Annotated in this window: 22 protein-coding genes and 1 pseudogene; 10 read left to right on the top strand and 13 right to left on the bottom strand. The window is 72.7% G+C overall.

Translation table 11 applies throughout. The features are described 5' to 3' along the window. Positions 1-124 precede the first annotated feature (124 nt). The 4 genes from trxA to HGB44_RS19880 all read right to left on the bottom strand — a co-directional run bounded on the left by trxA (position 125) and on the right by HGB44_RS19880 (position 2,375). Complete coding sequence (gene trxA / locus HGB44_RS19895) at positions 125-472, bottom strand: thioredoxin (protein WP_061078281.1); 348 nt, start codon at positions 470-472, stop codon at positions 125-127. After that, positions 472-888: a MerR family transcriptional regulator gene (locus HGB44_RS19890; RefSeq protein ID WP_061078282.1), complete on the bottom strand. Its 417-nt coding sequence runs from the start codon at positions 886-888 to the stop codon at positions 472-474. Before HGB44_RS19890 ends, trxA begins: the two co-directional genes overlap by 1 nt. An 81-nt stretch (positions 889-969) precedes the next feature. Then, complete coding sequence (locus HGB44_RS19885) at positions 970-1,524, bottom strand: DUF4245 domain-containing protein (protein WP_061078283.1); 555 nt, start codon at positions 1,522-1,524, stop codon at positions 970-972. A gap of 251 nt (positions 1,525-1,775) precedes the next feature. Beyond that, positions 1,776-2,375 (bottom strand): TetR/AcrR family transcriptional regulator, encoded by a 600-nt coding sequence (locus HGB44_RS19880; RefSeq protein WP_061078284.1) that lies wholly within the window; start codon positions 2,373-2,375, stop codon positions 1,776-1,778. A gap of 154 nt (positions 2,376-2,529) precedes the next feature. On the opposite strand from HGB44_RS19880, the gene glpX reads away from it, so the two are divergent. Beyond that, positions 2,530-3,570 (top strand): class II fructose-bisphosphatase, encoded by a 1,041-nt coding sequence (glpX, locus tag HGB44_RS19875; RefSeq protein WP_061078304.1) that lies wholly within the window; start codon positions 2,530-2,532, stop codon positions 3,568-3,570. 191 nt (positions 3,571-3,761) lie between these two features. Continuing rightward, a complete protein-coding gene (locus tag HGB44_RS19870; protein ID WP_061078285.1) occupies positions 3,762-5,423 on the top strand; it encodes a hypothetical protein in 1,662 nt (553 codons plus the stop codon). Positions 5,424-5,655: 232 nt separating this feature from the next. Here HGB44_RS19870 and HGB44_RS19865 read toward each other — a convergent pair. Continuing rightward, positions 5,656-5,832, bottom strand: a pseudogene (locus HGB44_RS19865) (transposase); the annotation flags it as partial. Positions 5,833-6,310: 478 nt separating this feature from the next. On the opposite strand from HGB44_RS19865, the gene HGB44_RS19860 reads away from it, so the two are divergent. The 5 genes from HGB44_RS19860 (at position 6,311) to HGB44_RS19840 (ending at position 11,854) form a co-directional block, all read left to right on the top strand. After that, positions 6,311-6,718: an RNHCP domain-containing protein gene (locus tag HGB44_RS19860; RefSeq protein ID WP_061078287.1), complete on the top strand. Its 408-nt coding sequence runs from the start codon at positions 6,311-6,313 to the stop codon at positions 6,716-6,718. Continuing rightward, positions 6,715-7,143, top strand: a complete 429-nt coding sequence (locus HGB44_RS19855; RefSeq protein ID WP_061078288.1) for an RNHCP domain-containing protein — start codon at positions 6,715-6,717, stop codon at positions 7,141-7,143. The genes HGB44_RS19860 and HGB44_RS19855 overlap by 4 nt, the downstream gene beginning before the upstream one ends. A 251-nt stretch (positions 7,144-7,394) precedes the next feature. Beyond that, the gene (locus tag HGB44_RS19850; protein WP_061083738.1) at positions 7,395-7,985 is read left to right on the top strand and encodes a DUF1707 SHOCT-like domain-containing protein; all 591 of its coding nucleotides are present in this window, start codon (positions 7,395-7,397) and stop codon (positions 7,983-7,985) included. Between the two features lie 248 nt (positions 7,986-8,233). Next, positions 8,234-9,622: a class II fumarate hydratase gene (locus HGB44_RS19845; protein ID WP_061083739.1), complete on the top strand. Its 1,389-nt coding sequence runs from the start codon at positions 8,234-8,236 to the stop codon at positions 9,620-9,622. 237 nt (positions 9,623-9,859) lie between these two features. Continuing rightward, entirely contained in the window at positions 9,860-11,854 is a 1,995-nt protein-coding gene (locus HGB44_RS19840) for a serine/threonine-protein kinase (RefSeq protein WP_061083740.1), read from the top strand. A gap of 162 nt (positions 11,855-12,016) precedes the next feature. Here the strand turns inward: HGB44_RS19840 and HGB44_RS19835 are convergent, their stop codons facing one another. Both HGB44_RS19835 and HGB44_RS19830 read right to left on the bottom strand, forming a co-directional pair. Next, positions 12,017-12,658, bottom strand: a complete 642-nt coding sequence (locus HGB44_RS19835) for an aggregation-promoting factor C-terminal-like domain-containing protein (RefSeq protein WP_210751904.1) — start codon at positions 12,656-12,658, stop codon at positions 12,017-12,019. A gap of 58 nt (positions 12,659-12,716) precedes the next feature. Continuing rightward, positions 12,717-13,430, bottom strand: a complete 714-nt coding sequence (locus tag HGB44_RS19830) for an aggregation-promoting factor C-terminal-like domain-containing protein (RefSeq protein WP_061081695.1) — start codon at positions 13,428-13,430, stop codon at positions 12,717-12,719. Between the two features lie 414 nt (positions 13,431-13,844). Here HGB44_RS19830 and HGB44_RS19825 point away from each other — a divergent pair, with 414 nt between their 5' ends. Together HGB44_RS19825 and HGB44_RS19820 are read left to right on the top strand one after the other, a co-directional pair. Next, positions 13,845-17,276 carry an SCO7613 C-terminal domain-containing membrane protein gene (locus tag HGB44_RS19825; protein WP_061081696.1) on the top strand — a complete coding sequence of 1,144 codons (3,432 nt, stop codon included), beginning with the start codon at positions 13,845-13,847 and terminating at the stop codon, positions 17,274-17,276. A 78-nt stretch (positions 17,277-17,354) separates the two neighbouring features. Continuing rightward, a complete protein-coding gene (locus HGB44_RS19820; protein ID WP_061081697.1) occupies positions 17,355-17,762 on the top strand; it encodes a pyridoxamine 5'-phosphate oxidase family protein in 408 nt (135 codons plus the stop codon). Between the two features lie 165 nt (positions 17,763-17,927). Here the strand turns inward: HGB44_RS19820 and HGB44_RS19815 are convergent, their stop codons facing one another. From HGB44_RS19815 to HGB44_RS19805, 3 genes are all read right to left on the bottom strand, one after another. Next, positions 17,928-19,274 (bottom strand): PhoH family protein, encoded by a 1,347-nt coding sequence (locus HGB44_RS19815; protein ID WP_061081698.1) that lies wholly within the window; start codon positions 19,272-19,274, stop codon positions 17,928-17,930. Positions 19,275-19,532: 258 nt separating this feature from the next. Further along, complete coding sequence (locus tag HGB44_RS19810) at positions 19,533-20,294, bottom strand: isoprenyl transferase (protein WP_061081699.1); 762 nt, start codon at positions 20,292-20,294, stop codon at positions 19,533-19,535. 92 nt (positions 20,295-20,386) lie between these two features. Next, on the bottom strand, positions 20,387-20,998 hold the full coding sequence (locus tag HGB44_RS19805; RefSeq protein WP_013151158.1) for an RNA polymerase sigma factor: 612 nt from the start codon (positions 20,996-20,998) through the stop codon (positions 20,387-20,389). Between the two features lie 311 nt (positions 20,999-21,309). Between HGB44_RS19805 and HGB44_RS19800 the strand changes: the two genes are divergently transcribed. Next, positions 21,310-22,680, top strand: a complete 1,371-nt coding sequence (locus HGB44_RS19800; protein WP_061081700.1) for a serine/threonine-protein kinase — start codon at positions 21,310-21,312, stop codon at positions 22,678-22,680. A gap of 19 nt (positions 22,681-22,699) precedes the next feature. Here HGB44_RS19800 and HGB44_RS19795 read toward each other — a convergent pair whose 3' ends face one another. The 3 genes from HGB44_RS19795 to mca form a co-directional block, all read right to left on the bottom strand. Further along, positions 22,700-24,733 (bottom strand): thioredoxin domain-containing protein, encoded by a 2,034-nt coding sequence (locus HGB44_RS19795; protein ID WP_061081701.1) that lies wholly within the window; start codon positions 24,731-24,733, stop codon positions 22,700-22,702. Positions 24,734-24,852: 119 nt separating this feature from the next. Further along, a complete protein-coding gene (locus tag HGB44_RS19790) occupies positions 24,853-25,134 on the bottom strand; it encodes a hypothetical protein (protein ID WP_061081702.1) in 282 nt (93 codons plus the stop codon). Between the two features lie 5 nt (positions 25,135-25,139). Then, positions 25,140-26,018, bottom strand: a complete 879-nt coding sequence (gene mca / locus HGB44_RS19785; protein WP_017568292.1) for a mycothiol conjugate amidase Mca — start codon at positions 26,016-26,018, stop codon at positions 25,140-25,142. Positions 26,019-26,103: the final 85 nt, after the last annotated feature.

Raw genomic sequence — 26,103 nt, 5'->3', positions numbered from 1 at the left:
CCGGGTTCCCGGGGCTCCGGGGCACGCCCAGTACGCGAAGGCGCCCGGTCGGGAGAACCGACCGGGCGCCTCCTCATGCGGGGGCCGGACGCGAGAACCGCCCGGCGCGCCCGCGAGCGCTCCGTCAGCCCCCCAGTGCGGCGTCCACCTCCGACAGCAGCCGCGCCTTGGACCGCGCGCCGACCAGCTTCAGCACCGGCTCGCCGTCGCGGAAGAGCATCAGCGTCGGCAGCGACATCACCCCGTGCCCGCGTGTGGTGAGGGGGTTGTCGTCGGCGTTGACCTTGCGGACGGCGAGCGTTCCGGCGCGCTCGTCCGCGATCTGGTCGAGCACCGGGGCCAGCATGCGGCAGGGCGGGCACCAGTCCGCCCAGAACTCCACCAGGACCGGCCCCTCACCGCCGAGGACTTCGCGTTCGAAGGTCTCGTCGGTGACGGCGGACACCTCGGCGGTCGAGTTCGTGGACGGCATCACGGCTCCCTGGGATCGTTCGCTTCAGCGGTGCACAGCCCAACCGCCCCGCAGCCCCCGGCCTCGCGGGCCAGGGCCTCGGACAGCTTGGCCGTGAGACTGTCGCGCATCGCGCCGAGCCGCTCCAGACAGGCGTCCACCTCCGCGAGCCTGCGCCGGTAGACCTCGATCGAGTCGGGGCAGGAGTCCCCGGTCTCGTGGCCCGAGCGCAGGCACTCGACGAACGGACGGGTGTCGTCGAGGCTGAGGCCGACGGCCTGGAGGGTCAGGATCTCGCTGACCAGCCGGTAGTCGTCCTCACCGTAGTCCCGGTAGCCGTTGGCCGAGCGCCGTGCGCTGAGCAGCCCCTGGGTCTCGTAGAACCGCAGGGCGCGGGCCGTGGTCCCGGTACGTCGGGCGAGTTCACCGATGCGCATGGGACGACCGTAGACCCTGACGCTGGCGTCAAGGCAAGGAAGCGGGCACGCCCGGAGGCGGCCGGGGCACGCCGGTCCCGCTCAGGCGCCGTCCGCGGGCTCCCCGCCGCCGTCGGCGTCGGTCTCCAGGCCCTCGGCCAGGTGGGTCAGCTCGTCCAGGTCGGCGGGGCCGAACACGACCAGGGTCGCGCCCTCCTCGCGCAGGACCAGGGCGTTCTCGTCCTCGGACTCGTGGTGCTCCCACTCGCGGCCGTCGATCGCGACCGTACCGGCCTGCTCGGCGCCCGGGACCCTCTCCGCGAGGACCGCGCCGGGGTCGGCGTCGCTCTGGACCAACATGGCGTGGCTGTCCTCGGCCGTGGCGAATCCCACGCTCCACTGGACCGGCCCGGACACGTCCAGCGTGGAACTGGTGGGCGTCCACCCCTCCTGTTCCAGGTCGGCGGAGGGCACCGTCACCGGGTAGTCCGCCGCCTCCCGCAGGACGTCGGCGTCCGGCCGGTACTCCACCGACGGAATGCTCTCGCCCGAGCGCGTGGCGACCACGAACGCCATGACCAGGACGATGCCGACGATGACGCCGAGGGAGATGGCGTAGTTCTTGAAGGTCGCGCTGGACCGGCTGTGCTCACTCATGACCTCTCCAGCTTGCCGCAGGTCCCGGACCCGGGGGACCCGGGGTGCGCTTAGGACGTCCGCCGTTAGGTGCCGAGTGTGTACTGGCCGGAAACGCTACTGGTGCGACGCAAGAGCCCTGACCTGCGGTGATCTTGTACTTATAGCGAGGCTCGACGGTCGAACCTCGCTATGGGTACAAGATCACGGCGAAAGGAGCCGCGGCCGCTGTGCGGGGGGCACCCGGACGAAGGACCTACCGGCGGGCGCCCTTAGCGCCGGGGTTCGAGCTGGGTGAGCAGACCGGTGATGTCGTCGGCGAGCCGGCGGGCCTCGGCGTCCTCACGCTGGACCACCTCGGCCACGGCCAGCAGCATGGCGCCGCTCACGACGATGAGCAGGGCCTCGTCCACGGGCTCGTCGGCCTTGCGGAACAGCGCCACGTTGCGGTCGGTCCACTGGGTGAGCCGGGCCCGCAGCTGGTAGTCGAACCCGGGAGGGCCGTCACCGCTGAAGAACAGCCGTGTGGTCTCCCTCTCCTCGATGCACCCGAGCAGGTAGGCGCGGGCGGCGATGTTCATCAGCCGCGTGGGGTCCTTCTCCCCGTCGGAACGGGCCTCCACGACCGCCTGGTGGGTGCGGTCCTGCTGGCGCTGCTGGAACTCCTCGTACAGGGCGAGGTAGAGGTCGGCCTTGCCGCTGAAGTGGTGGTAGAGGCTGCCGACGCTGGCCCCGGCCGCGGCGACGACCTCGCTCACCCCGGCCTTGGCGAAGCCCACCGTGCGAAAGACCTGGGATGCCGCGTTGAGCAGGGCGCTGCGGGTGGCCGCGCCGCGCGGGGAGACCCTCGCGGGCTTGTCCGTCTTGTCCACTGTCACGCCTCACTCCAGTCCGGGTCACGCCAGAGTAGTCCGTCCCCGTCCACCCGTGACCGCCCCGAGGGGTACCCGTGGCCCGGCGGGTGTCACATCGGGTGACTACCCTAAGACCTGCCCCCGCCCTGTTCTCCCGATGAAAGGTGTGTCCATGTCGCAGTCCAGCAGCCCGCCCAAGGCCCCGGATCGCAACCTCGCGCTGGAACTGGTCCGCGTCACCGAGACCGCGGCGCTCGCCGCGGCCCGCTGGGTGGGCAAGGGCGACAAGATCGGCGCGGACGGCGCCGCGGTGCGCGGCATGCGGCACATGATCAGCACCGTGTCCATGAACGGGACCGTGGTGATCGGCGAGGGCGAGAAGGACAACGCCCCGATGCTCTACAACGGCGAGCGGGTCGGCGACGGCGGCGGCCAGGACTGGGACGTGGCGGTCGACCCGATCGACGGCACCACCCTGACCGCCATGGGCATGCCCAACGCCGTGTCGGTGATCGCGATGAGTCCGCGCAACACCATGTTCGACCCCTCCGCGGTGTTCTACATGGAGAAGCTCGCCACGGGCCCCGAGGCCGCCGACGTGGTGGACATCGCCGCTCCGGTGGCCGACAACGTCCGGGCCGTGGCCCGCGCCAAGGGCAAGTCGCCGCAGGACGTGACCGTCGTCATCCTGGACCGCCCCCGGCACAAGCAGATCGTGCAGGACGTGCGCGACGCGGGCGCCCGGATCAAGTTCATCAGCGACGGCGACGTGGCCGGGGCGATCATGGCGGCCCGCGCGGGGACCGGCGTGGACCTGCTGCTGGGCATCGGCGGCACCCCGGAGGGCATCATCACCGCGTGCGCGATGAAGTGCCTGGACGGCGTCATCCAGGGCCGCCTGTGGCCCAAGGACGAGGAGGAGCGCCGCAAGGCGCTCGACGCCGGGCACGACCTGGACCGCGTGCTCCGCACCGACGACCTCGTCTCGTCCGACGACGTGTTCTTCGCCGCGACCGGCATCACCGACGGGGAGCTGGTCGGCGGCGTCCGCTACGAGTCCGCGCGGGTCATCACCGACTCCCTGGTCATGCGCGGCCGCAGCGGCACCGTCCGCCAGGTGCTCAGCGAGCACCGCCTGGGCAAGCTGGCCTCCTACAGCGGCGTCGACCTGACCTCGGCCCCCTACCGCGGCGAGGAGCCCCAGTCGGTCTAGGCCGCTGACCCGAGGACCTCCGCGGAAAGCTCCACCCCGGTGTCCCGTCCCGGCCGGTACGGGACACCGGGCCCTTCCCCACCGGCCGACCGAAAAGGGCGCGGAACGCGAACCACACCGGGTCGATGCGGCATCAGACCCGGCGTTGGTTGCGCGGTGCACGCGCCAAGGAATTCCCCGCCGGAGGTTTGATGTCCTACCCCGATCCCCCACAGCAGCCCCAGTGGCAGCCCCAGCAGCCGGGGCAGGGCTATCCTCCGCCGCAGGCTCCCGGCCAGTACCCCGCGGGCTTCGGCGGCGGCGCACCCGGCGGCCCGCCCCCCGCGGGCCCCTTCCCGGGGGGCCAGTACTCCGGCGGGCACGTGCCGCCCTCCGGCGGCGGCCGCAGCAGGCGCTGGCTGATCCCGACCGCGGCGGGCGCCGCGCTCCTCCTCATGGGCGGCACGGTGTGGGCCACCGTCTCGCTGGTCAGCTTCGGCGGCCCCCAGCCGGAGGACGTGCTCCCGGGCAGCGCGCTCGCGTTCGGCAGGATCGACCTGTCCATCGACGGTTCCCAGGCCATGGAGCTGTTGCGGTTCGTGGACCAGCTCCCGGACGAGGTCACCGCGGAGATGGACGAGCCCGACGGCGACATGACGGGACTGTTCGCCGAGGGTTTCGTGGCCGCCTTCCCCGAGGCGCAGCAGTCCGAGGTCGAGGAGTGGATCGGCCAGCGCGTGGGCTTCGCGATGTGGCCCGCCAGCGGAGAGGCCGAGCTGGGCGAGGGCGCCGGCGTGGCCGGTGCGTTCGCCCTCGCTGTGGAGGACGAGCGGCTCGCCCAGGAGGAGCTGGACCAGCTCAGCGGCGACTACGACGACCTCTACTTCGAGGTGGTCGACGACTTCGCGCTCCTCACCACCTCCGACGCGGCGCTGGCCGACCTGCACGCCCAGGTGGACGAGCACGGCCCCCTGGCGGACGCCGACACCTTCTCCGGCGACATGGCCGACGTGCCCGGCGGCAGCCTGGCCGTGGGATGGACGGACCTCGCGCGCATGATGGAGGTCGAGGAGTTCGCCCAGGAGTTCGAGGCCGACCTGGCCGCCGAGACCGGTGAGCTGAGCGGCCGGATGACCGCGTCCCTGCGGGTGGACGGCGAGTACCTGGAGGCGCGGACGGACGTCTTCGACCTCACGGTGGACGGCACCGACCTGGCGTGGCTGGCCGAGACCCCGGGCGCGAGCGTGGCGGCGATGGAGTCGCTGCCCGAGAGCACGGTCATGGCCGTGGGCGCCAGCGGCCTGGACACGGCGCTGGCCGACGCCTACGAGAGCGACTCGATCCCGTTCATGACGAGCAGCGGCCAGATGCAGGAGATGGAGCGCCAGTTCAACTCGATGGGCGCCCCGCTGCCGGAGGGCTTCACCCAGCTGCTGGGCTCCTCGACCGCGTTCGGTGTCACCGACATGAACCTGGAGGGCTTCTTCGGGTCCTCCTACGGCGGCGGTGGGGAGGCGTCCTTCCAGTACCGCGCGGTGGGCGGCGACGAGCAGGTCCTGAGCGACTTCGTCGAGGGCATGGTCGTCGACTCGTACAGCACCCCGCCGGGGGTGAGCACCGACGGCGACGCCGTGGTGGTGTCCCAGGGCAGCAGCGCCACCGGGCGCCTGGGCGACGACCCGGTCTTCCAGCAGACCATGCAGGAGATGGACTCGGCGGTGATGGCCGGGTACATGGACCTGCGCCAGGTGCTGACCGACAGCGAGGTGGAGGCCCCCGGCCAGTGGGGTGCCGTGGGCGTGGCGCTGAGCGTCACCGAGGAGGGTCAGCGCAGCAGCGTCGAGCTGCGCTGGTCGCCCAGCGGCGGCGAGTAGCCGCACGGCTCACGGGTGCGCGGACGGCGTGGGGGACGGTGGCCCCCACGCCGTCCGTGTGTGTGGGGGGGGCAGCCGACCACGCGGCTTCTCATCCGGGCGCACGCCAGGAACCACATGAGGACCACGCACACCAGCGGCACTCCGAGGTGGAGCAGTGCCGGTCCGCCCCCGAGGGCGCCGAAGACCGCCCCGCGGGTCAGTTCGACCGAGTGGTAAAGCGGGTTGACCATCTGCGGTTCTTGACCAGGTTGCGCACCGTCGAATCCTCGATCACGACCGCTTGGTTCTCGCGGACGAGTCGGGTAGAGGGTTTGTGCAGGAAGTCCCGACGCCGGCCGGTGATGCGGGCGTGCACCCGCGCCGCCTCTCGGCGCGCCTTGTCCCGGTTCGCGCTGCCCCTGGCCTCAGCCGCCTGCGCACCGGTCGGATGGAAGCGGTACCGAAACGCCCGCTTCACGCTCTTCCTGGTCACGGCGCACACCGCAGCGACCGCCTTGCGGTCGCGTGAGCCGAATCCAACACAAAGCCACGAGAGGGAAAGCGCGTTTCCTCGGACAGCCGGGGCGCCGGATTTCCAGCGGGTTCCCGCGGCTGTGGAAACACCCCCGCCGCGCCGGGCGGTCCGACCAGCGAAAAACCCGTTGCCCCGGTCGGGGCGTCCGCCTACGATCGTCCTTCGGCCCCGTAGGAACGAGGATCCGGAGGACGACTCCGGACGGAGAAGGGTGAGTATGCCCCGGAACGCGCCGAGCGCGCCTGACAGTCACGCGTGCCACCGCCGTACCCGGCCCCCGGGTAACTGAGGCGGCCACGCCCCTTCCGTCGAGAAGCGCTCGGCCTGCTCCCTGCTGTCTGTCACCGTTTCCAGCAAGGAGTACCTCCGGGTGTCCACCACCGATTCCTCCGGCCGTTCCGGCCGACGCACCGGCTCCGGCCACCGCTCCGCATCCGTTCCGCGCACCGGCGCCTTCGCCTGCGTGCGCTGCGGTCTGTCCGTGTCCCTCCTCGATCCCGAGGGAGAGCCCCGCGACCACTGCCCGAGCTGTCTGAGTTCCCGCCACGTCCTGGACCGGGTCGGGGGCGGCGCCTCCGACTGCGGCGGGCGCATGGCACCGATCTCCGTCGCGGTCCCGCGCGGCGGCGCCTGGACGCTCATCCACCGCTGCGGCGTGTGCGACGAGATGTCCGAGAGCGCCGTCTCGCCGGACGACAACCACCTCGTCCTCATGCGGATCGCGGTCCGGCCGTTGGCCGAACCGCCCTTCCCGCTCGACCTGTTCGGGGAGGTGTGAGCGTGGGCCGACGCAACACCCGCGTCACCAGGCGTCCCCAGCGCCCCAAGACCGTGCTGCACGCCCACGGCGAGGCGGGCGGCGCGGGCTCGTTCCGCTGCGTGCGGTGCCGCCTGGAGATCCCGGCCCACGCGCCGGGGACGGCCCACCGCAACCACTGCCCGCACTGCCTGACCAGCCTGCACGTGGACCTGCGGATCCCCGGCGACCGCGCGTCCGGCTGCCGGGGCGCGATGGACGCGCTGAGCATGGCGGCGCGACCGGACGGGGAGTGGATGATCGTCCACCGCTGCGCGCGGTGCGGCGAACTCGGCTCCAACCGCGTGGCGGGCGACGACAACGCCCGCGCACTGGTCAGGGTGGCGGTCCGGCCGCTGGCCGCCGCCTCCGACGCGGTCGCCAGACGGGCGCTGATGGACCTGTAGCGGCGGGCGGGGCCGGGGGCCGTACGGCTTCCCGGCCCCGCCCGGCTCCGGGCCGCCACGCTCCCCTGACAGGCCGACGCGGGGCGCTTCCGGGGCAGGCCGACACGCGGTGCTCCCGGGCGGGGCCGTCCCGTGGCACTCCCCGGGCGGGGCCGACGCGGGGCGCTCCCCGGACACCACCGACGCGCGGTACTCCGCGGACGGGCGACCGTCCCGGGGTTTCGCCTAATGTGGGCGGTGTGAGTGAGGAAGTGTCCCCCGATCGGCTCCGCGCCTCCAACACCGACCGCGAACGGGTCCTGCGGGTCCTGCGCGATGCCGCCGCCGACGGCCGCCTGGACCTGGAGGAGTTCGAGGAGCGTTCCTCCCTCGCGCACGAGGCCCGGACCCTCGGCGAGCTGCCCGGGATCACCGCCGACCTCCTCCCCGCCGAGCAGCAGCCCATCCGCCTGGACCGCCAGCCCGTCCTGGGCCTGTTCGGCAGCGCCGAGCGCAGGGGCCGCTGGGTGGCCTATCCGAACGAACTGGCCGTGGCGCTGGTCGGCAGGGTCGAGGTGGACATGCGCGAGGCGCTCCTGATGCACAACCACCACCGGATGACCGTGACCGCCGTCCTGGGCCGCGTGGATATCGACGTCCCCGAGGGCGTCGAGGTGCGGCTGACCGGCTGGTCGTTCCTGGGCAGGCGCACCACCACCGCGCGCCGATCCGAGCTGTCCCACCCCCCGGTGCTGGAGATCGACGGGTTCTCCCTGTTCGGCGTGGTGCGCGTGCGCGCCCCCAGGAGGCGCCGCCTCCTGGGGTGGCGCCGCCGCGAGCGCCGACGCGGCATCGGGGCCTGACCGCGGCCCGCACGGTGCCGCCGCGGACCGACCGGCACGCCTCGTCCGTCCCGCACCGCGCCCCCGGAACCGCCGTGGGCCGCACCGGACCCGCACCGACCTGCGAGGACCGCCGACCGGGCACAGCGGACGGCCGCGGTGTCAACATGACGCGCGCAACACCGCCAACCCCGGGTGAGGTGGCGGTGTGCTCCGGTGCGTCTGGCAGTCTGGGGCTCACAGGTTTTCCCAGGGAGAGTTGGGTTGCAATGAGCGAGTTCCGTATCGAGCACGACTCGATGGGTGAGGTCAGGGTTCCGGCCGAGGCCAAGTGGAGGGCCCAGACGCAGCGTGCCGTCGAGAACTTCCCGATCTCCGGCCAGGGGCTGGAGGGCGCGCACATCGCCGCCCTCGGCCAGATCAAGGCCGCCGCGGCCAAGGTCAACGCCGAGCTCGGCGTCATCAGCGACGACCTGGGCAAGGCGATCCGGGAGGCCGCCCTGGAGGTCGCCGAGGGCAGGTGGAACGACGAGTTCCCGATCGACGTCTTCCAGACCGGCTCGGGCACCTCCAGCAACATGAACACCAACGAGGTCGTCGCGACGCTGGCCACCGAGCGCCTCGGGGCTCCCGTGCACGCCAACGACCACGTCAACGCGTCGCAGTCCTCCAACGACGTGTTCCCCTCCTCCATCCACATCGCCGCCACCTCCGCCGTCCAGAACGACCTGGTCCCGGCGCTTCGGCACCTGGAGGAGGCGCTCAGCGCCAAGGCGACCGAGTTCGCCTCCGTGGTCAAGAGCGGCCGCACCCACCTCATGGACGCCACCCCCGTCACCCTGGGCCAGGAGTTCGCCGGGTACGCCGCCCAGGTGCGCTACGGCGTGGAGCGCCTGGAGGCCGTCCTGCCGCGCGTGGCCGAGCTGCCGCTGGGCGGCACCGCCGTGGGCACCGGCATCAACACCCCCGAGGGCTTCTCCGCCCGGGTCATCGCCGAGATCGCCGAGCACACCGGTCTGCCGCTGACCGAGGCCCGCGACCACTTCGAGGCGCAGGGCGCCCGCGACGGCCTGGTCGAACTGTCCGGCCAGCTGCGGACCATCGCGGTCGGCTTCGCCAAGATCGCCAACGACATCCGCTGGATGGGCTCGGGCCCGACCACCGGCCTGGGCGAGATCCTCCTGCCCGACCTCCAGCCGGGCTCCTCGATCATGCCGGGCAAGGTCAACCCGGTCCTGTGCGAGGCCATGCTCCAGGTGACCTCGCAGGTCGTCGGCAACGACGCCGCGGTGGCCTTCGGCGGCGCCAGCGGCAACTTCGAGCTGAACGTGCAGCTGCCGATGATCGCCCGCAACGTGCTGGAGTCGATCCGCCTGCTCTCCAACGTCTCGCGCGTGTTCGCGGACCGCTGCGTGTCCGGGATCGAGGCCGACGCCGAGCAGTGCCGCGTCTACGCCGAGTCCTCGCCGTCGATCGTGACCCCGCTCAACCGCTACATCGGCTACGAGGAGGCCTCCAAGGTCGCCAAGCAGTCGCTGAAGGAGAAGAAGACCATCCGCGAGGTGGTCATCGAGCGCGGCTACGTCCAGGACGGCAAGCTCACCGAGGCGCAGCTGGACGAGGCCCTCGACGTGCTGCGGATGACCAACTCCCGGTAGTACGGACCCGTCGCGCCACGGGGCACCCCGTGCACGGGGTGCCCCTTCCGTGTGCCGGTCAGGGCGGCCGTTCACCGGGCGGGGCGGCCGTGTACCGGGCCACTGCACGGTGCGCGCGGGCCTCGGTTGTGTCTCGCTCGGCCGCGGAGGGCTTCGACCAGGAACCTTCCGCGCGCGGGAGGCGTCCGACATTCTTGAACAGAGCACCTTGGAAGCCCGCCTTCGAGAGGGCAGTACATGTCGAGCAACAGCGACAGTGAACGCATCGTCGCGGACCGCTACGTCCTGCGCCGTGAACTCGGCCGCGGCGGCATGGGGGTGGTCTGGGAGGCCTTCGACCCGGCGCTGGACCGTGACGTCGCGATCAAGCAGGTGCTGCTTCCCGACCACTTCACCGACTCCGAGCGCGCGGACGCGCACGGCCGGGTCCGGCGCGAGGCCCGCTCCGCCGCGCGGATCAGCCACCCCACGGTGATCACCATCCACGACGTCTTCGAGTACGACGGCAACCCGTGGGTGGTCATGGAGCTGGTCGAGGGCGGGTCCCTCCAGGACCGGCTCAACGAGCGGGGCGCCCTGCCGCCGGACGAGGTCGCGGAGATCGCCGAGTCGCTGCTGCGCGCCGTGCGGGCGGCGAACGCGGCCGGGGTCCTGCACCGCGACATCAAGCCGGGCAACATCATGACGTCCCTGGACGGCCGGGTGATCCTCACCGACTTCGGCATCGCGACGATGGAGGGCGGGCCGAGCATCACCCGCACCGGCGCGCTGATCGGCTCCCCCGAGTACATGCCGCCCGAGCGGCTGTCGGGCGGCCCGGCCGAGCACCGGGGCGACCTGTGGAGCATCGGCGTGACCCTGTTCGCGGCGGTGGAGGGCACCTCCCCGTTCCGCCGCGACAGCCTCACCGCGGCGATCGCGGCGGTGATGTCCGCTCCGCTGCCGCCGATGACGCGCGCCGGGTGGCTGGAGCCGGTCATCTCCGGCCTGCTGGAGCGCGACCCGGACCGCAGGCTGAGCGTGGACGAGGCGCTGGCGCTGCTGCGCGGGCGCGGTGGGCCGAACCCGGGCGGCGACGGCAGCGGCGGCTTCGGTGCGGCGGGTGCCGTGGGAGCCTCGGGGGCGGGCGCCTTCGGGGGCGGTGCCCCGGCCTTCGGCAGCGGCCCGCAGAACCCCCACCACGCGCCGAGCGGCGGCCGTCCCGGCGCGGGGCCGCAGGGCGGCTACCCCCACACGCGGGCCCCTCTGCCGCAGGGCCCGATGACGGGACCGCGCGTACCGCGGGGCGGACCCGCGAACCCGGTGACGCCCGCGACGCCCTTCCCGCACGGGCACCACCCGGCCTACCCGCACCAGTCGACTCACTCGGCGGGAAGCGGGCACGGCGGCATGGGCCGTGGCCCGGGAGGGCCCGGGACTCCCGGTGTCCCGCTCCACTCGGGCGGTCACGGCGGCGCGCGCCCGGCTTCGGGTTCGGGTAACACCAGGCTCCTCATCGGCGTCGGCGCCGTGGTGGTGGCCCTGGGTCTGATCAGCGGCGTGGCCGTGGCCGGCGCGACCCTGCTCGCGGGCGCCGAGGCCGAGGGCGGCGCCTCCGGGGAGCTGACGGAGTCCGAGATCGCGAGGCCCCCCGCGGAGCCCTCCGCCCCGGTCGGCGGGGACGAGGGCGGCGCCGGCAGCGGCGGGGAGGGCCGGGGCGACGGCGGCCAGACGAGCGGCGAGGACGAGGACGGGGAGCCGCCGTCCTACGACGAACTGGAGACCTTCCAGTCCCAGTGGTTCCACGTGGACTACCCGGCCGGGTGGCAGGTGGACGACAGCGAGATCGAGAACACGCTGGCGGTGTTCGTCGCGCCGGGCGGTGACCACCAGGTGTGGGTGACCGGCTGGACCGAGCAGGAGTTCACCGGGACGAGCGCCGAGTACCTGGAGGAGACCAACGGCGGAACGCAGGTCGAGGGCGACGTCACCGCCGACTACACACAGCTGGAGTTGGAGGAGTTCGACGACGGCGACTTCGAGGAGGGCTGGGACGTCGCCATGGTGGAGTCCGACTTCACCAACGAGACCTGGACGAGCCAGGAACGGCGCTTCTGGGCCTACGCGGTCAGCACCGGGCACGAGGGCGACCGGGTGTTCTACCTGGTCAGCGTGAACGTTCCGCGTGAGGACGCCGACTACTACGACGACCTGCCCGAGGACGTCATGGAGTCGTTCGACCCGAAGCTGTGAACGCGCCGCCCGGCGGCCTCGGCGAACGGGCGGGCGAACGGGCGGGCGAACGGGCGGGGCACCGAACAGGACGGGGGCCGTTCCGGAGGGGAACGGCCCCCGCGTCTTCCGTACATTCCGGAAGAGGCCTCCGCCGGCGGGGGCGCGGACGCCCCGGGCGGATCAGTACCAGCCGATGGACTGGGAGTGGGCCCAGGCCTCACAGGGAGTGCCGTAGCGGCCCTTGATGTAGTCGATGCCCCAGGCGATCTGGGTGGCGGGGTTGGTCTGCCAGTCGGAGCCGTGGGTGGCCATCTTGTCGCCGGGCAGCGACTGGGGGATGCCGTAGGCGCCCGAACTGGGGTTCTGCGCGCTGGGGTTCCAGTTGCTCTCCTTCTCCCACAGGGGTTCGAGGCAGTCGTGGAACTCGCTGGCGGCCCAGCCCTCGGCGAGGACCATCTCCAGGGCGATGCCCTTGGGGTCGCCGGTGAAGACGGGAGTCTCCTCCTCCTCTTCCTCTTCTTCTTCCTCCTCCTCGATGTCGCTTCCCTCGACCTGGGCCGTCAGGACCCCTTCGGTGAGGGCCGCGTCACGCTGCTCCTGAGCCTGGATGCGCAGGGTCTGGAGTTCTTCCTGGGACAACTGCTCGGAGAAGAACGCCTCCTCCCCGGCTTCGGTGTCGGCGGCGGGTTCCTCGGCCTCCGGAATGGCGGCGCTGGCCACCGTGTCCGGATCGATGTCGTCGTCCGCGAACGCGGTGACGGCGAAGGTCGCACCCGCGACGAGAGTCGCCGCACCGACCGCCGCCGTACTACGCAGCGACATTCGGTTGATTAGCACGATTGCCTTTCCCAAGAGGGGGTTATTGGCAGGGAAAGCCCTATTAATACCAGTTGTTGGACTGGGAGTGGGACCAGGCGCCGCAGGGGTTCCCGTAGCGGTCCTTGATGTAGTCGATGCCCCAGGCGATCTGGGTGGCGGGGTTGGTCTGCCAGTCGGAGCCGTGGGAGGCCATCTTGTCGCCGGGCAGCGACTGGGGGATGCCGTAGGCGCCCGAACTGGGGTTCTGCGCGCTGGGGTCCCAGTTACTCTCCTTCTCCCACAGGGGTTCGAGGCAGTCGTGGAACTCGCTGGCGGCCCAGCCCTCGTCCAGGACCATCTGGAGGGCGATCTCCTTGGGGTCGCCGGAGGGGGCCGACCCGGCGGAGCCGCCGCCGGAGGAGTCGGAACCGCCGGAGGTGTCGGCCTCGGGCTCCTCCTCGGGCTCGGGTTCGGGTTCGGGGATGTCGCTGGCCGTCCCGCTGTCGGCGCGAACGGCCTCGTCGACGGCCACCCTGGCCTGCTCCAGGCTCTCCTCGCGCTGGGTCTCCCGCTCCTGGTCGCTCTGTTCGGGCGGCGCGGCGAAGAAGTCCTCGGGTTCGCCGTCGCCGCCTCCCGCCGCCGTCTGCTGGTCGGGGACCACCGCTGCGGAGCTGAGCTGGCCGGGGTCGATCGCGTCGCTCTGGGCGAACGCGGCGACCGAGAACGTGCCGCCCGCGACGAGGGTCGCGGCGCCGACGGCGCCCGCATGTCGCAGTGAGATGAGGTTGAGTAGCAAAATCGCCCTTTCGCGTAGACGCACACGCGCCTGACGGGGTCCGCGTGTGTGAGAGTTCGCCGCCGCTGACCACGTGGCCCGGGGTGGTGCGCGCGAGGGAAGGGGCTAGCCGTTCGACCGACCGCGGCGCGGGTTCCCACGTGGGAGGGGATGTTCGTGCAGCGGGTTCAGCCTGCATCATCGTCACGATGAAGTAACGCCAGTTTTGCTATGTCTTGGATCACATCACGGAATGCATCCGGAATGCAGTGCTTTGACCTGCACATCGCCACGCAGAGTCAAGGAGTGGTCAAGCCCTCGGCGCTGTGGCGGGGATCTCCACGCCTTGCGGAAGGAGACGGAGGTCACCGGGAACGCTGTGCCTGAGTACCCGTACGGATGTGCGCGGACGGCTCCGGGGGTCAGGATGGCGCCATGAACGTCCACGGATCCCCGCCGTCCCCCGCGGGCCCCCGGCTCAGGTGCCCGGACTGTCACGCCACGCTTCCCGCGCTGCCCCGGGCCTGCCAGCGGTGCGGGCTCCTGCTCGTCGGCTCCACCGCCCAGCGGCTGTGGCACATCGACACGGAGATCGCGCTGCTCGACAGCCGCAAGCGGAGCCTGAGCGAGGAGCGGGCCGCCGTCGTGGCACTACTGCGTGAGGAGTCGGACCGGGGTGCGCCCCCGGCCGGTTCCGGAGCCGGGCCCGGGTTCGCGGACGGGCAGGCCCCGTACGCGTCGGCGCACGGCCCGGCCGCGGGGGCTCCGGCCGGGCGGCTTCCCGCCGGACGGACTCCGGTCGGCCAGGACGCGTACGGACAGTCCCCGCCCGGGTGGGCGCCCGGCACGCAGGTACCGGTACCGGCCGGGCAGGCACCGGGAGGGCGGTTCCAGCCCTCACGGGTCGCGTCCGGGCCGCCCGGGGAGGTCACCCGCCGCTCGGCGCAGAACATCATCCTCGGGCTGGGCGGCGTGCTCGTCGGCATCGCGGCCCTGGTCTTCGCCATCTGGACGTGGAGCGACATGGGCACCGGCGCACGCGCCGGGGTCCTCGGGCTCACCACGGCGGCCTTCGCCGTCCTGGCCGTGCCGCTGCACCGGCGCGGCCTCAGGGCGACCGCGGAGACCTTCGGCTGCCTGGCCGCCGTGCTGCTGTGCGTCGACGCCCTCGCGCTGTGGCTGCTGATGTCGGAGCGGCTCGGGAGCGGGCCCGGCTACACCGCGGCCGCGCTGGTCGTCATCGGCGCGCTGCTGGCGTCCTATCCGCTGCTCGTGCCGCTGAGGACGCCGCGCGTCCTGGCCGTCCTGCTCCTGCAACCGGTTCCCGTCCTGCTGGTGGTGGCGTCCGGCTCCCCCGGCCTCTGGTCCTGGCTGCTGCCCGCCCTCTCCGCGACCGGGCTCGTCGACCTGTTCCTGGCCCGGTGGTTCGGACCGCCCCGTACGGGCGTCCCCGTGCGCACCCTCCGCGTCAGCGCGACCGTGCTGTGGGTGCTGACCATGGTCCTGGCGCTGCTGTACACGGCGTTCGTCCTGGCCGCCTCCACCGCGGGCGTCGACCGCGTCGGAGCCTGGTGGTTCGTGGCCGTCGCCCTGCTGCTGTCGGGCGCGACCGGTCTGCTGCTGGCCCGCGAACCGCTGCCCCGCGTCCCGGAGGGCCCCGGTTCCGCGGGCGCCGCGGGCGCTGCCGCCGGCCCGGGTGTCCCGAGCGGTACCGGAGCCCCCGGCTACGGCGTCTCCAGGGTTCCCGCGGTCATCGCCCTGCTGGTCCTGGGGATGGCACCGCTGGCCGCCGGACCCGCACACCTGCCCGCGCTGCCCAGGGTGCCCCCGCACCTGTGGAACGGCGTCCCTCCGACCGCACCGGTGTCCGGCGTGCTGGGGCTGCCGACGACGGCCCTGCCCGACACCGTGTTCCACCTGGTCGCCGTGCTGGTCTGCGCCGTGCTGTCCCTGGGCGCGGTGCTCCTGCTGCGCCGCCGGGCGCTGCTGCCCGCCGTCGCCCTGACCGCTCCTCCGACCCTGCTGACGGCCGTGCACCTGCTGGACCCGCCGCACGCGGTGGCCGTGGCGTGCGCGCTCCTGGTCGGCGCCGCGCTGCTCCTGGGCCCGGCCCTGTCGCCGCGTCGGACCGGCGCCTGGGTGCCCGCGCTCACCGGAGCCCTGACCCTGGCCACCGGCGGCCTGTGGTCGCTCCCGGACCAGTACACCTCCCTGGCCGCCCTCGTGCTCGTGGAGGCGGCGGTCCTGGCCGCGCTGCTGCTGTACCGCCGGTCCGGCCGTCCCGCGGCGCTCTACGCGACCGGCCTGCTCCTGTGGGCGCTTGCCCTGCTGACCGGCGCGTTCTTCGGACTCGGCCTCGTGATGTCGGACACCGTGCCGCCTCCGGCGTGGTGGCTGCTGGCCGCCTGCGCACTGGTGGCCGGGGCGAACGCCGTGGTGTTCGGACGGATCCCCCTCCCGGCGGCGAGCGGTACCGGAGGCGGCCCCCGGCCGGTGTTCACCGTGGTCGGGCTGCTCCTGCTCTCGTCCGCCCCGCTGCTGGTCGGGCGGGGGCACGGCCCCGGCCTGCCGCTGCTGTCCGGTGCGTACGGGCCGTGGGCGGCGCCCGTGCGGGCGCTGGGCGACCCCGCCTACTCCGTCCTGGGGCTCCACCGCGTGACGGTCCCGGCGGAGGCTGTCGCGACGGCGGCCGGGATGCTGCTGGCCGGTGCGGTGGCGGTGGCCCTGGTCGCCCTGCTCGACCGCGGGCGGACGGCGGCCGCGGCGGTGCTCGCCGCTCCGCCCGCGCTCGTCGCGCTGCCCCTGGTCCTGGACGCGCCGTTCCTCGTCGCCCTGCTGTGGGTGTTCGCGGTGGGTTCGGCCCTGGCACTGTGGTCGGCGCTGACCCGGGACGATCAGCTCGGCTGGCTGGCGGGGCTGACCGGCCTCCTCACCCTGCTGCTCGGTGCGGGCTGGGCGCTGGTCCAGGAGCACGCGACCACGGGCGCCCTGATGGGGGTCGCGGTGGTGGCCGCGGTGGCCGCGGCCCTGGCCCGGACCTCCGCCGCTGCGGTCGGCGCCACGGCGGTGGCGACGGCGGCGACGGGCGGGTTCGCGTTCGCGCTGCCCCTGCTGCTGGGTGCTCCGGTGGAGTACGCGGCGCTGGCCCCGATCGCGATGGTCGCCGCGGTGGCCGTGGCCGCGCCGCGGCTGCGCGGACCGCTCGTACCGGCGACGGAGGTCCCCGCATGGGTGTGGGCGGCGGTCTCGCTGGGCGTCACCGTGGCGGCGGGGGCGCGGCTGGAGCTGGTCGCGCTGGCGCTGGCCGTGGTCGGGGTCGTCGCGCTGGCGACCGCCGCGCGGCCGGACCGGCGCTGGTTCGCCCTGGTGGGCGCGCTGCTAATGCTGGCCGCGCTGTGGACGGTACTCTCCGCGTGGGACGTGGCCGTGCCCGAGGCGTACACGATGCCGCCCGCCCTGGCGGCACTGGCCGTGGGCTGGGAGTGGAGCCGCAGGGCGGCCGAACCGCCGTCGAGCTGGGCCGCCCACGGCGGCGGCCTGGCGCTGCTGTTCCTGCCCACCGTCGTGCTGGTGCTGGCGGAGGACGGCATGGTGTGGCGGGTGCCCGCCGTGCTCGTGCTGGGTCTGGCGGTGACCGTGTGGGGCCTGCGCCGACGGCTCCAGGCGGTCCTGGTGACGGGCGGGCTGGTGCTGGTGGCGACCTCGCTGCGGGCGTTCGGGCCGCCCCTGTGGGACCTGACCCAGCTGGTGCCGAACTGGGTGCCGTTCGCCGTCGCGGGTGTGCTGCTGCTGGTGGTCGGCGCCCGCTACGAGGCGAGCCTGGAACGGCTGCGGCGCCTGGGGCGCCTGGTGGCGGGCATGCGCTGATCCGGGAGGCCCTTGCCCCTTGACCTCAATCCTGGTTGGGGCCGCAGACTCGTGTCCCCGACGTTCCACGGAGGAAGCATGACCGAGACCACCGTCCCCGCACCCGAGGCGCTCGCCGGGAGGCTGGGCACTGACCGGAACGCGTGGCTGTGCACGCTGCGCCGCGACGGCTCCCCGCACGTCACACCGGTGTGGTTCGCCCACCTGCGCGACCGCTGGTGGATCAGCGTGGACGCGCGGTCGGTCAAGGCGCGCAACGCCGCCGCCGATCCGCGGGTGTCGCTGGCCCTGGAGGACGGCGACGTCCCGGTGGTGGCCGAGGGGCGGACACGGGTCCACACCGACGGTTTCCCCGGTGATGTGGTGGCCGCTTTCCGGGACAAGTACGACTACGACATCCGCACACCGATCGACACGCGCGATGAGCCCCGGGCCCTGCTGGAGATCAGGGTGACCCGCTGGCTGATGAGCGGCGCCGCGCACTGACCGGGGAGGTTGTCCACAGAACCGGGGCGGCCCCTGCCGCGTCGCCCCGGTTTCCGGTTGACTGGAGATCGGGGGGCCTCCCCGGCCCTCCGGCTTCGGCATGCCCGGCCCGCCACCACGGGGCGGCGAGCCCGTCCGGCCGGACGGGCCCGCCGCGGTACCGCGTCAGTTCTCCAGCATCTCCGTGACCAGGGCGGCGATCGGCGACCGCTCGGACCGGGTCAGGGTGACGTGCGCGAACAGGGGGTGGCCCTTGAGCTTCTCGATCACCGCGACCACACCGTCGTGGCGGCCCACGCGCAGGTTGTCGCGCTGGGCGATGTCGTGGGTGAGCACCACCCGCGAGTTCTGGCCGAGGCGGGAGAGCACGGTGAGCAGGACGTTGCGCTCCAGGGACTGCGCCTCGTCCACGATCACGAACGCGTCGTGCAGCGAGCGGCCGCGGATGTGGGTGAGCGGGAGGACCTCCAGCATTCCCCGGTCCACGATCTCCTCGATGACCTCCTCGGTGGTCACCGCGGACAGGGTGTCGTGCACCGCCTGGCCCCACGGGGTCATCTTGTCGTTCTCGCTCCCGGGAAGGTAGCCCAGCTCCTGGCCGCCGACCGCGTACAGCGGCCGGAACACCATCACCTTGCGGTGCTGGCGGCGCTCCAGGACGGCCTCCAGACCGGCGCACAGCGCCAGCGCCGACTTGCCGGTGCCCGCGCGCCCGCCCAGGGAGACGATGCCCACATCGGGGTCGGTGAGCAGGTCCAGGGCCACGCGCTGCTCGGCGCTGCGGCCGTGCAGGCCGAACACGTCGCGGTCGCCGCGCACCAGCTTCACCGACTTGTCGGGCTGGACCCGGCCGAGCGCCTTGCCGCGCTCGGAGACCAGCACCAGCCCGGTGTGGCAGGGGAGCTCGCGGGCCTCCTCGATGTCGCTCTCACCGCTGGTGAACAGCTCGCCGATCTGGTGCGCGGGCACGTCCAGCTCGGCCATGCCCGTCCAGCCGTGCTCGATGGCCAGTTCGGCCCGGTACTCGTCGGCGACCAACCCGATGGAGGACGCCTTGATCCGCATCGGGAGGTCCTTGCTCACCAGCACGACGTCCCCGCCCTCCTCCTGGAGGTTGCGGGCCACCGTGAGGATCCGGGTGTCGTTGTCGCCGAGCCGGAAGCCCGCCGGCAGGATCTGCGGATCGCTGTGGTTGAGCTCCACCCGCAGCGTGCCGCCGAGGTCGTTCACCGGTACCGGGACGTCCAGACGGCCGTGGGCGACCCGCAGGTCGTCCAGGCGGCGCAGCGCGTGACGAGCGAAGTACCCGAGCTCCGGGTGGTGACGCTTGCTCTCCAGCTCGGTGATCACCACCACGGGGATGACGACCTCGTGTTCGGCGAACCGGCTCATGGCGGCCGGGTCGGCGAGCAGGACACTGGTGTCGAGCACGTAGACGCGTCCGTCCTGGCCTACCTCCGTACGGGGGTCGGGGGACTGGGTGTCGCGGCGATCGGTCGAGGAACTAGCCACTCGTTCTCCCCTTGGGCACCGCTGGGGCGCCCTACTGTCACGGGATCATGGAGGACCGGGACCTGGCCCGCGAGGGCCGGGTCCGGCCCTCCTCGTTGACGTTCCGCGATGGCGGAGGAGATCAATGAGACGGGGCCTCCCGAACGGGTGGACGAACGCCACCCGCTACTTCCGACGCTACGCGTCCGTGCTCCCGTTTCCAAGGGACCTCTCCCTCCGCGCGGTGAACTCCGCGTTAAGGGGTAGGGCTTCGGGGGGTCAGGATCCGTAGCGGCGGTTGCGCGCGCCGTACGAGCGCAGTGCACGTAGGAAGTCCACCCTGCGGAAGGCAGGCCAGTAGACCTCACAGAAGTAGAACTCCGAGTGCACGCTCTGCCACAGCATGAAGCCGGACAGGCGCTGCTCCCCTGACGTGCGGATGAGCAGGTCGGGGTCGGGCTGACCGCGCGTGTAGAGATGCCGTGCGATGTCCTCGATGTCCAGGCGCTCGGCAAGCTCCTGGATACCGGTGCCCTTGGCCGCCTCCGCCTGGAGGAGGGACCGAACCGCATCAGCGATCTCACGTCTACCTCCATACCCGACGGCGACGTTGACAACCAGTCCGGGGTTGCCGGATGTGGCCGTCTCCGCCTCCTTGAGCGCCTGGGCGGTGGAGGAGGGCAGGATGTCGAGGGCTCCGACCGGCCGAGTGTTCCACCCCTCCTCGCGCAGCCGGGCGATGGTCTGCTCGATGATGCGCACCAGCGGACCCAGCTCGGACTCGTCCCGGGTGAGGTTGTCGGTGGACAGCATCCAGAGCGTGACCACCTGTACGCCGACCTCGTCGCACCAGCGCAGCAGTTCGAAGATCTTGTTCGCGCCCGCCTGGTGGCCCTGTTCGGCCGCGCCGAGCCCGCTGACCTTGGCCCAGCGGCGGTTGCCGTCCATGGCGACACCGACGTGGCGGGGGATCTCCTGACTGGTCAGCCGACGCTCCAGGCGCCGCTCGTAGAGCCAGTACAGGGGGTCACGAAGCCCCATTGGCGAAACCTCTCAGAGCTGGATCTGGAACAGCACACCGCTGGAAAGGATGTGCCGACGGGGATGCCTCCAGCGTAGTTCGCCCGCGGGGGCTACGTCACGGCCAGGGACTTGCGCACGTGCTTGCGCCCCTGGTGGATGCGGGACTTGACGGTGCCCAGGGCCAGGTTGAGCTCGGAGGCGATCTCGTTGTAGTCCATCTGGCACAGGTCGCGCAGAACCAGGGGGGCCACCAGGTTGGGGCGGTCCTTCTCCAGCTGGTCGAGGGCCTCCAGCAGGTCGATGCGGGAACCGGCGATGACGCTGGTGGTGCGGGGGTCGCTCTGGTGGGGCATGCGCTCTGCCTCGGTGGGGAACTCCGCCGAGCGCCGCTTCATCGAGCGGTAGGTCTGCCGCGCGGAGTTGGACACCACGGTGTACAGCCAGGTGGTGAACAGGGAGTCGCCCTTGAAGCTGTCGATCTTGCGCGCCACGCGCAGCAGCGCGTCCTGGCACGCCTCCTCGGCGTCCTGCCGGTAGGGCAGGAAGCGGGAGCAGCGGCGCAGCACCTCGGGCTGGATCCGCCGGAGCAGGTCGTCCAGGGCCATGGCGTCTCCGGCCTTGGCCCTGCGCGCGAGGTCCTCCAGCTCCTCGTCGACGTTGCTCGCCACCCGGCGCCGCGGCGCGGGGCTCTCCTCGTGGTCTGCGTGATCACTACTGCGCATGGCTGGTCTCTCCCTGACTGACGGCAGACATCCGGCCGTCCGCTGCGGACGCGGGTGCGCCCCTTGTGTTCGAGGGTCACACGTCACTGGGACGTCTACGGCCCCGGTCCGGATCCGCGCTCGCGAAAAATCGTCGCTCTCTCGCCGCCGCGCACGGCGCGGAGCCCGTCGGGCCCCCTCCAGTCTCCACGGCCCGAGGGCGTCGGCGCCACCCGGAGAGGGGATCATATCGGCGGGAGGCAATGTGAAGGTACAGATGGTGTATTAGTGGGCAACGACCGCGTGTTCACCCCTGACAGACCGAGGCGGAGATGAGCCAACCTGAGGCCTTCGGGCGCTACCGCGTCATCCGGCGCCTTGGGTCGGGTTCCTTCGCCACGGTCTGGTTGGCGCAGGACGACCTGTTGAACTACTCGGTGGCCATCAAGGTACTCGCCGAGAACTGGGCGCACCAGATGGACATCCAGCACCGCTTCCTGGAGGAGGCGCGCATCCTGCGCCAGACCGACTCCACGTGGCTGGTGGCGGTGCACGACGTGGACGTGCTCCCCGACGGTCGGCCCTACATGGTGATGACCTACGCCGACCAGGGCAGCGTCGCCGACCTCGTCCACCGGGGCACACTGCCCCTGGACGAGGCCCTGCGGCTGCTGACCGAGATCGGCCAGGGGATCACGGTGCTGCACAACCACGGCACGATCCACCGCGACATCAAGCCGTCGAACGTGCTGCTCCAGTCGTCGCCCGTGGGGCAGCGGGTGCTGGTGGCGGACCTGGGCTTCGCCAAGTCGATCGACGAGGCGTCCGGGTTCACCGCGGCGGCCGGGACCCCCGGCTACATGTCCCCCGAGCAGAGCATTCCCGGCGGTGACCTGGACGTCCGCTCGGACGTGTACTCGCTGGGCGCGGTGGCCTACGAGCTCATCACCGGCCGTCCTCCCTCGCGTCCGCCGGTGAAGGTGGCTCCTGGCCAGATCCGGCCAGGTCTGCCCCCGGCGCTTGACGAGCTCATCCTGTCGGCACTTTCGGTGGACCGGGAAAGCCGTCCGGCGGACGCCAAAACCTTCACCGACCGGGTCAGAACCATCCGTATGGCGCCCGACCTGCCCAGGGCGGCCGTGCCGTGGTGGCAGCGGCTGCGCATGCCGTGGCGTCGGGCGGCGGCCCTGGCGGGGGCACTGGCACTGATGGGCACCGCCCTCTCCGGGTCCCTCGGCAGGCCGGGTATGTCCATGGCCACCGTGCACGACGTCACACAGGGGATCCACATGGAGGTCCCGTCGGTGTGGGCCCACGAGATCCACACCGCGCAGGAGGCCCTCCCCGCGGCGGCCGAGGCCGGCGCGGGGCCGGGGCTGCTGGTGGCGACCGACGCCGGGGACTGGGCCTCCGCCGAGGCGGCGGCCTACGGGGTGTACGCGACGGTGGTGCGGGGCGCCGCCGACCTGGGCGGGATCGCCGGCGCCGACCCGTGCGGAAGCCCCCCCGAGGAGCGGCCGCTGGACACCGGGGCCTGGGAGGGCACGGTGTGGGACTGGCCCGAGTGTCACGGCAACGGGTCGCTGAGCAGCGCCGCCGTGCACGAGCCGGGCGAGCCCACGACCGTGTACCTGGAGATCCGCCAGCCGAGCTACCGGCCCGACCTGGTGGACCAGATCATCGCCGGTACGCACCTGGGATAGCGCCCGGCGGCGGCACCCGTCAGGCCAGCAGCTGCTCCCGCAGGTCCTCGGGCGAGGTGACCGGGAGCTTGCAGACGAAGCCCTCGCACACGTAGGCGGTCGGGCGACCGCCCACCGGCGCGCGGTCGCGCAGCAGCGGCACCCCGCCGTCGTCTCGGCCGTCGCCGCGCGAGAGCACGGTGCCCAGCGGCGCCCAGACCAGCGCGGCGCGCACCAGCTCCGCGGTCCTCGGGTCGTCGGGGTCGCCCACCACCGCGACGGCGCGCGGTCCGGTCAGGAGGGCCTCGCCGGTGGCCAGGCCCCATCCGGCGAACCGGGCGGCCTTCTCCGCCAGCAGCGCCACCGGGGACAGCGCCTCCTCGGCGGCGGTGCGGTGGCGCTCGGAGCCGGTCAGCGCGGCGTAGGAGAGCAGCGCGGACGCCGCCGCCGACCGGCCGGACGGCGTGACGTTGTCGGTGGGGTCCTGGGGGCGGTTGAAGAGGCGCTCGGCGTCGTCGGCGGTGTCGTAGAACCCGCCGGAGCCGTCGCCGAAGCGCTCCAGGACGGTGTCCAGCAGGCGTCCGGCCTCGTGCGCGTAGCGCGCGTCCCCCGTCACACCGTGCAGGGCGAGCAGCCCCTCGGCGACGTCGGCGTAGTCCTCCAGCACCCCGGCGCTGGTGCCCGCGCGCCCGTCCCGGGAGGTGCGGGCCAGACGCCCGTCCCGCAGGTGCACGCGCAGCAGCAGCTCCGCGGCCGCGCGGGCGGCCTCCACCAGGTCGGGCCGCTCCAGCAGCACCCCGGCCTCGGCCAGCCCGGCGATCGCCAGACCGTTCCAGGCGGCCACCACCTTGTCGTCGCGCGCGGGGGCGACCCGCTCGGCGCGGGCCGCCAGCAGGGCCTCGCGGACCCGCTGGTAGCGCCAGACGTCGGCGGGCGGGACGGGCAGCTGGAGCACGGAGGCGCCGCGTTCGAAGGTGCCCTCCTCGGTCACGCCGAACACCTCGGCGGCGAAGGCGGCGTCCTCCTCGCCCAGGACCTCCCGCAGCTGGGCGGGCGTCCACACGTAGTAGGTGCCCTCCTCGCCCTCGCTGTCGGCGTCCAGCGCGGAGGCGAACCCGCCCTCGGGGGTGCGCAGGTCGCGCAGCATCCAGTCGGCGGTCTCCCCGGCGATCCGGCGCAGCAGGGCGTGGGTGGCGGCGTCGGAGACCCCCGGACCCGAGGGGCGGCGGCCCATCCGGGCGTAGGCGCGCAGCAGCAGCGCGTTGTCGTACAGCATCTTCTCGAAGTGCGGCACGGTCCACTCGCGGTCCACGGAGTAGCGGGCGAAACCGCCGCCGAGCTGGTCGTACATGCCGCCCTGCGCCATCGCCAGGGCGGTGCCGCTGGCCATGAGCCAGGCGGGCGTGGACTCGTCCGCGCTCTGCAGGGGCCGGGTGCGCTCGTCCTGCGCGGTGAGGAAGGAGAGCAGCATCGACGGCGGGAACTTGGGTGCGGTGCCGAAACCGCCGTGGACGCTGTCGTAGTCGCGCACCAGCGCGCGGACGGCCAGGTCGAGCCGGTCCGCGGAGGGCGGCGGCGCGGCGGCCAGGGTGCGCGGGCCGCTGAGCGCCTCCACCACGCGCGCGCCCTGGTCGACCAGTTCGGTGCGCTGGTCCCGCCAGGCGTCGGCCACCCCCCGCAGCAGGCGCTGGAAGTGCTCGCGCGGGAAGTAGGTGCCGCAGTAGAACGGGGCGCCGTCGGGGGTGGCGAACACGGTCATGGGCCAGCCGCCCTGGCCGGTCATGGCCTGGGTCGCCTCCATGTACACGGCGTCGACGTCGGGGCGCTCCTCGCGGTCCACCTTGACGTTGACGAACAGGCTGTTCATCAGGGCCGCGGTCGCCTCGTCCTCGAAGGACTCGTGGGCCATCACGTGGCACCAGTGGCAGGCGGCGTAGCCGACGGAGACGAGGAGGGGCACGTCGCGCCGACGCGCCTCGGCGAGGGCCTCCTCACCCCAGGGCCACCACTCCACGGGGTTGTCGGCGTGCTGCAACAGGTAGGGGCTGGTCGCGTCGCTCAGGCGGTTGGGCATGCCCCCAACTCTGCCATCCGGGGCGGTGGGACGCCGCACACCCGCCGGAGCGGAGCGGGTTCCACCGCCCGGGAGGAGGGCGGGCTGCCGTCCCGCGGGGTCAGGGCGGGAACGGTCTCTCAGGTCCGCGTGGCGGTGTCCTCGGCGGAAGCGTCAGCGGAGGCGTCGGCGGGAACCCGCGCCGCGTCGGCCGACCCGTCGTCGGAGGCCGCGGTCCCCGCACCGAAGTCGTCGTCCTTGGGCAGGGCGCGGAGCTTGCCCAGGAGACTGCGCATGAGGAAGTACAGCCCGACGCCGATGACGAAGATGACGAGGAAGCCGAGCACACCGGGCGTCACGGTGTCCCTGTCGAGCTCGAAGTCGCTCGCCAGCACCGTCGCGGACGTGAGAAGGGTGTTCATACCGCTCATACTCTCACTGCTTCTCGGACACCCGCGAAGAGGTCCTTCTCAGGGACCTCGGTGTCCACCAGCGAGCGCACCAGGTGGTAGTCCTCGCTCGGCCAGGCCTCCGCGACGACCTCGTTGGGCACGGCGAACCAGAACCCGTTGGGGTCCACCTGGGTGGCGTGCGCCTTGAGCGCCTCGTCGGCGACGTCGAAGTACTCGCTGCAGTGCACGCGCGTGGTGATCTCCCAGCGGGGGCGGTCGCGGTCCCCGATGCGCTTCATCCACTCCTCGAAGGGGTTCTCCAGGCCGCGCGCGGCCAGCACGTCGGCCAGGGCCTCGAACCGCTCGGGCGGGAAGGAGACGAAGTAGTACAGCTTGAGCGGCTGCCAGGGATCTCCCGCGTCCGGGTAGGCGTCGGGGTCGCCCGCGGTGTCGAAGGCGTGCATCGACACCTTGTGGGTCATGATGTGGTCGGGGTGCGGGTAACCGCCGTTCTCGTCGTAGGTGAGGATGACGTGCGGCCGGAACCTGCGGATGGACTCCACGAGGGGTGCGGCGCCCTCCTCCACAGGAAGGGTGGCGAAACAGCCCTCGGGAAGGGGCGGCAGCGGGTCGCCCTCGGGCAGGCCGGAGTCGACGAACCCGGCGAACTCCTGCTGGACGCCGAGGATCTCCCTGGCCCGTTCCATCTCCTCTCGGCGCACCTGCGCGATGTTCTCGCGGATGTCGGGACGCTCCATCGCGGGGTTGAGGATGTCGCCGCGCTCGCCACCTGTCATGGTGACAACGAGCACGTCGACGCCCTCCTCCACGTAGCGGGCCATGGTGGCCGCGCCCTTGCTGGACTCGTCATCGGGGTGGGCATGAACGGCCATGAGCCGCAGGCGCTCGGACAACGAAGGGTCTCCTTGACTAGGTGGACGGACGCGGGGGCGCGGCCGTCCGGCTCCCCCCGTACACAGGCTCGGACGACTTCCGCGC

Origin of the sequence: Nocardiopsis alborubida (assembly GCF_012396365.1) — a bacterium.
GTDB classification, from domain to species: domain Bacteria; phylum Actinomycetota; class Actinomycetes; order Streptosporangiales; family Streptosporangiaceae; genus Nocardiopsis; species Nocardiopsis alborubida.
This window is presented reverse-complemented; position numbering and strand designations above follow the sequence as displayed.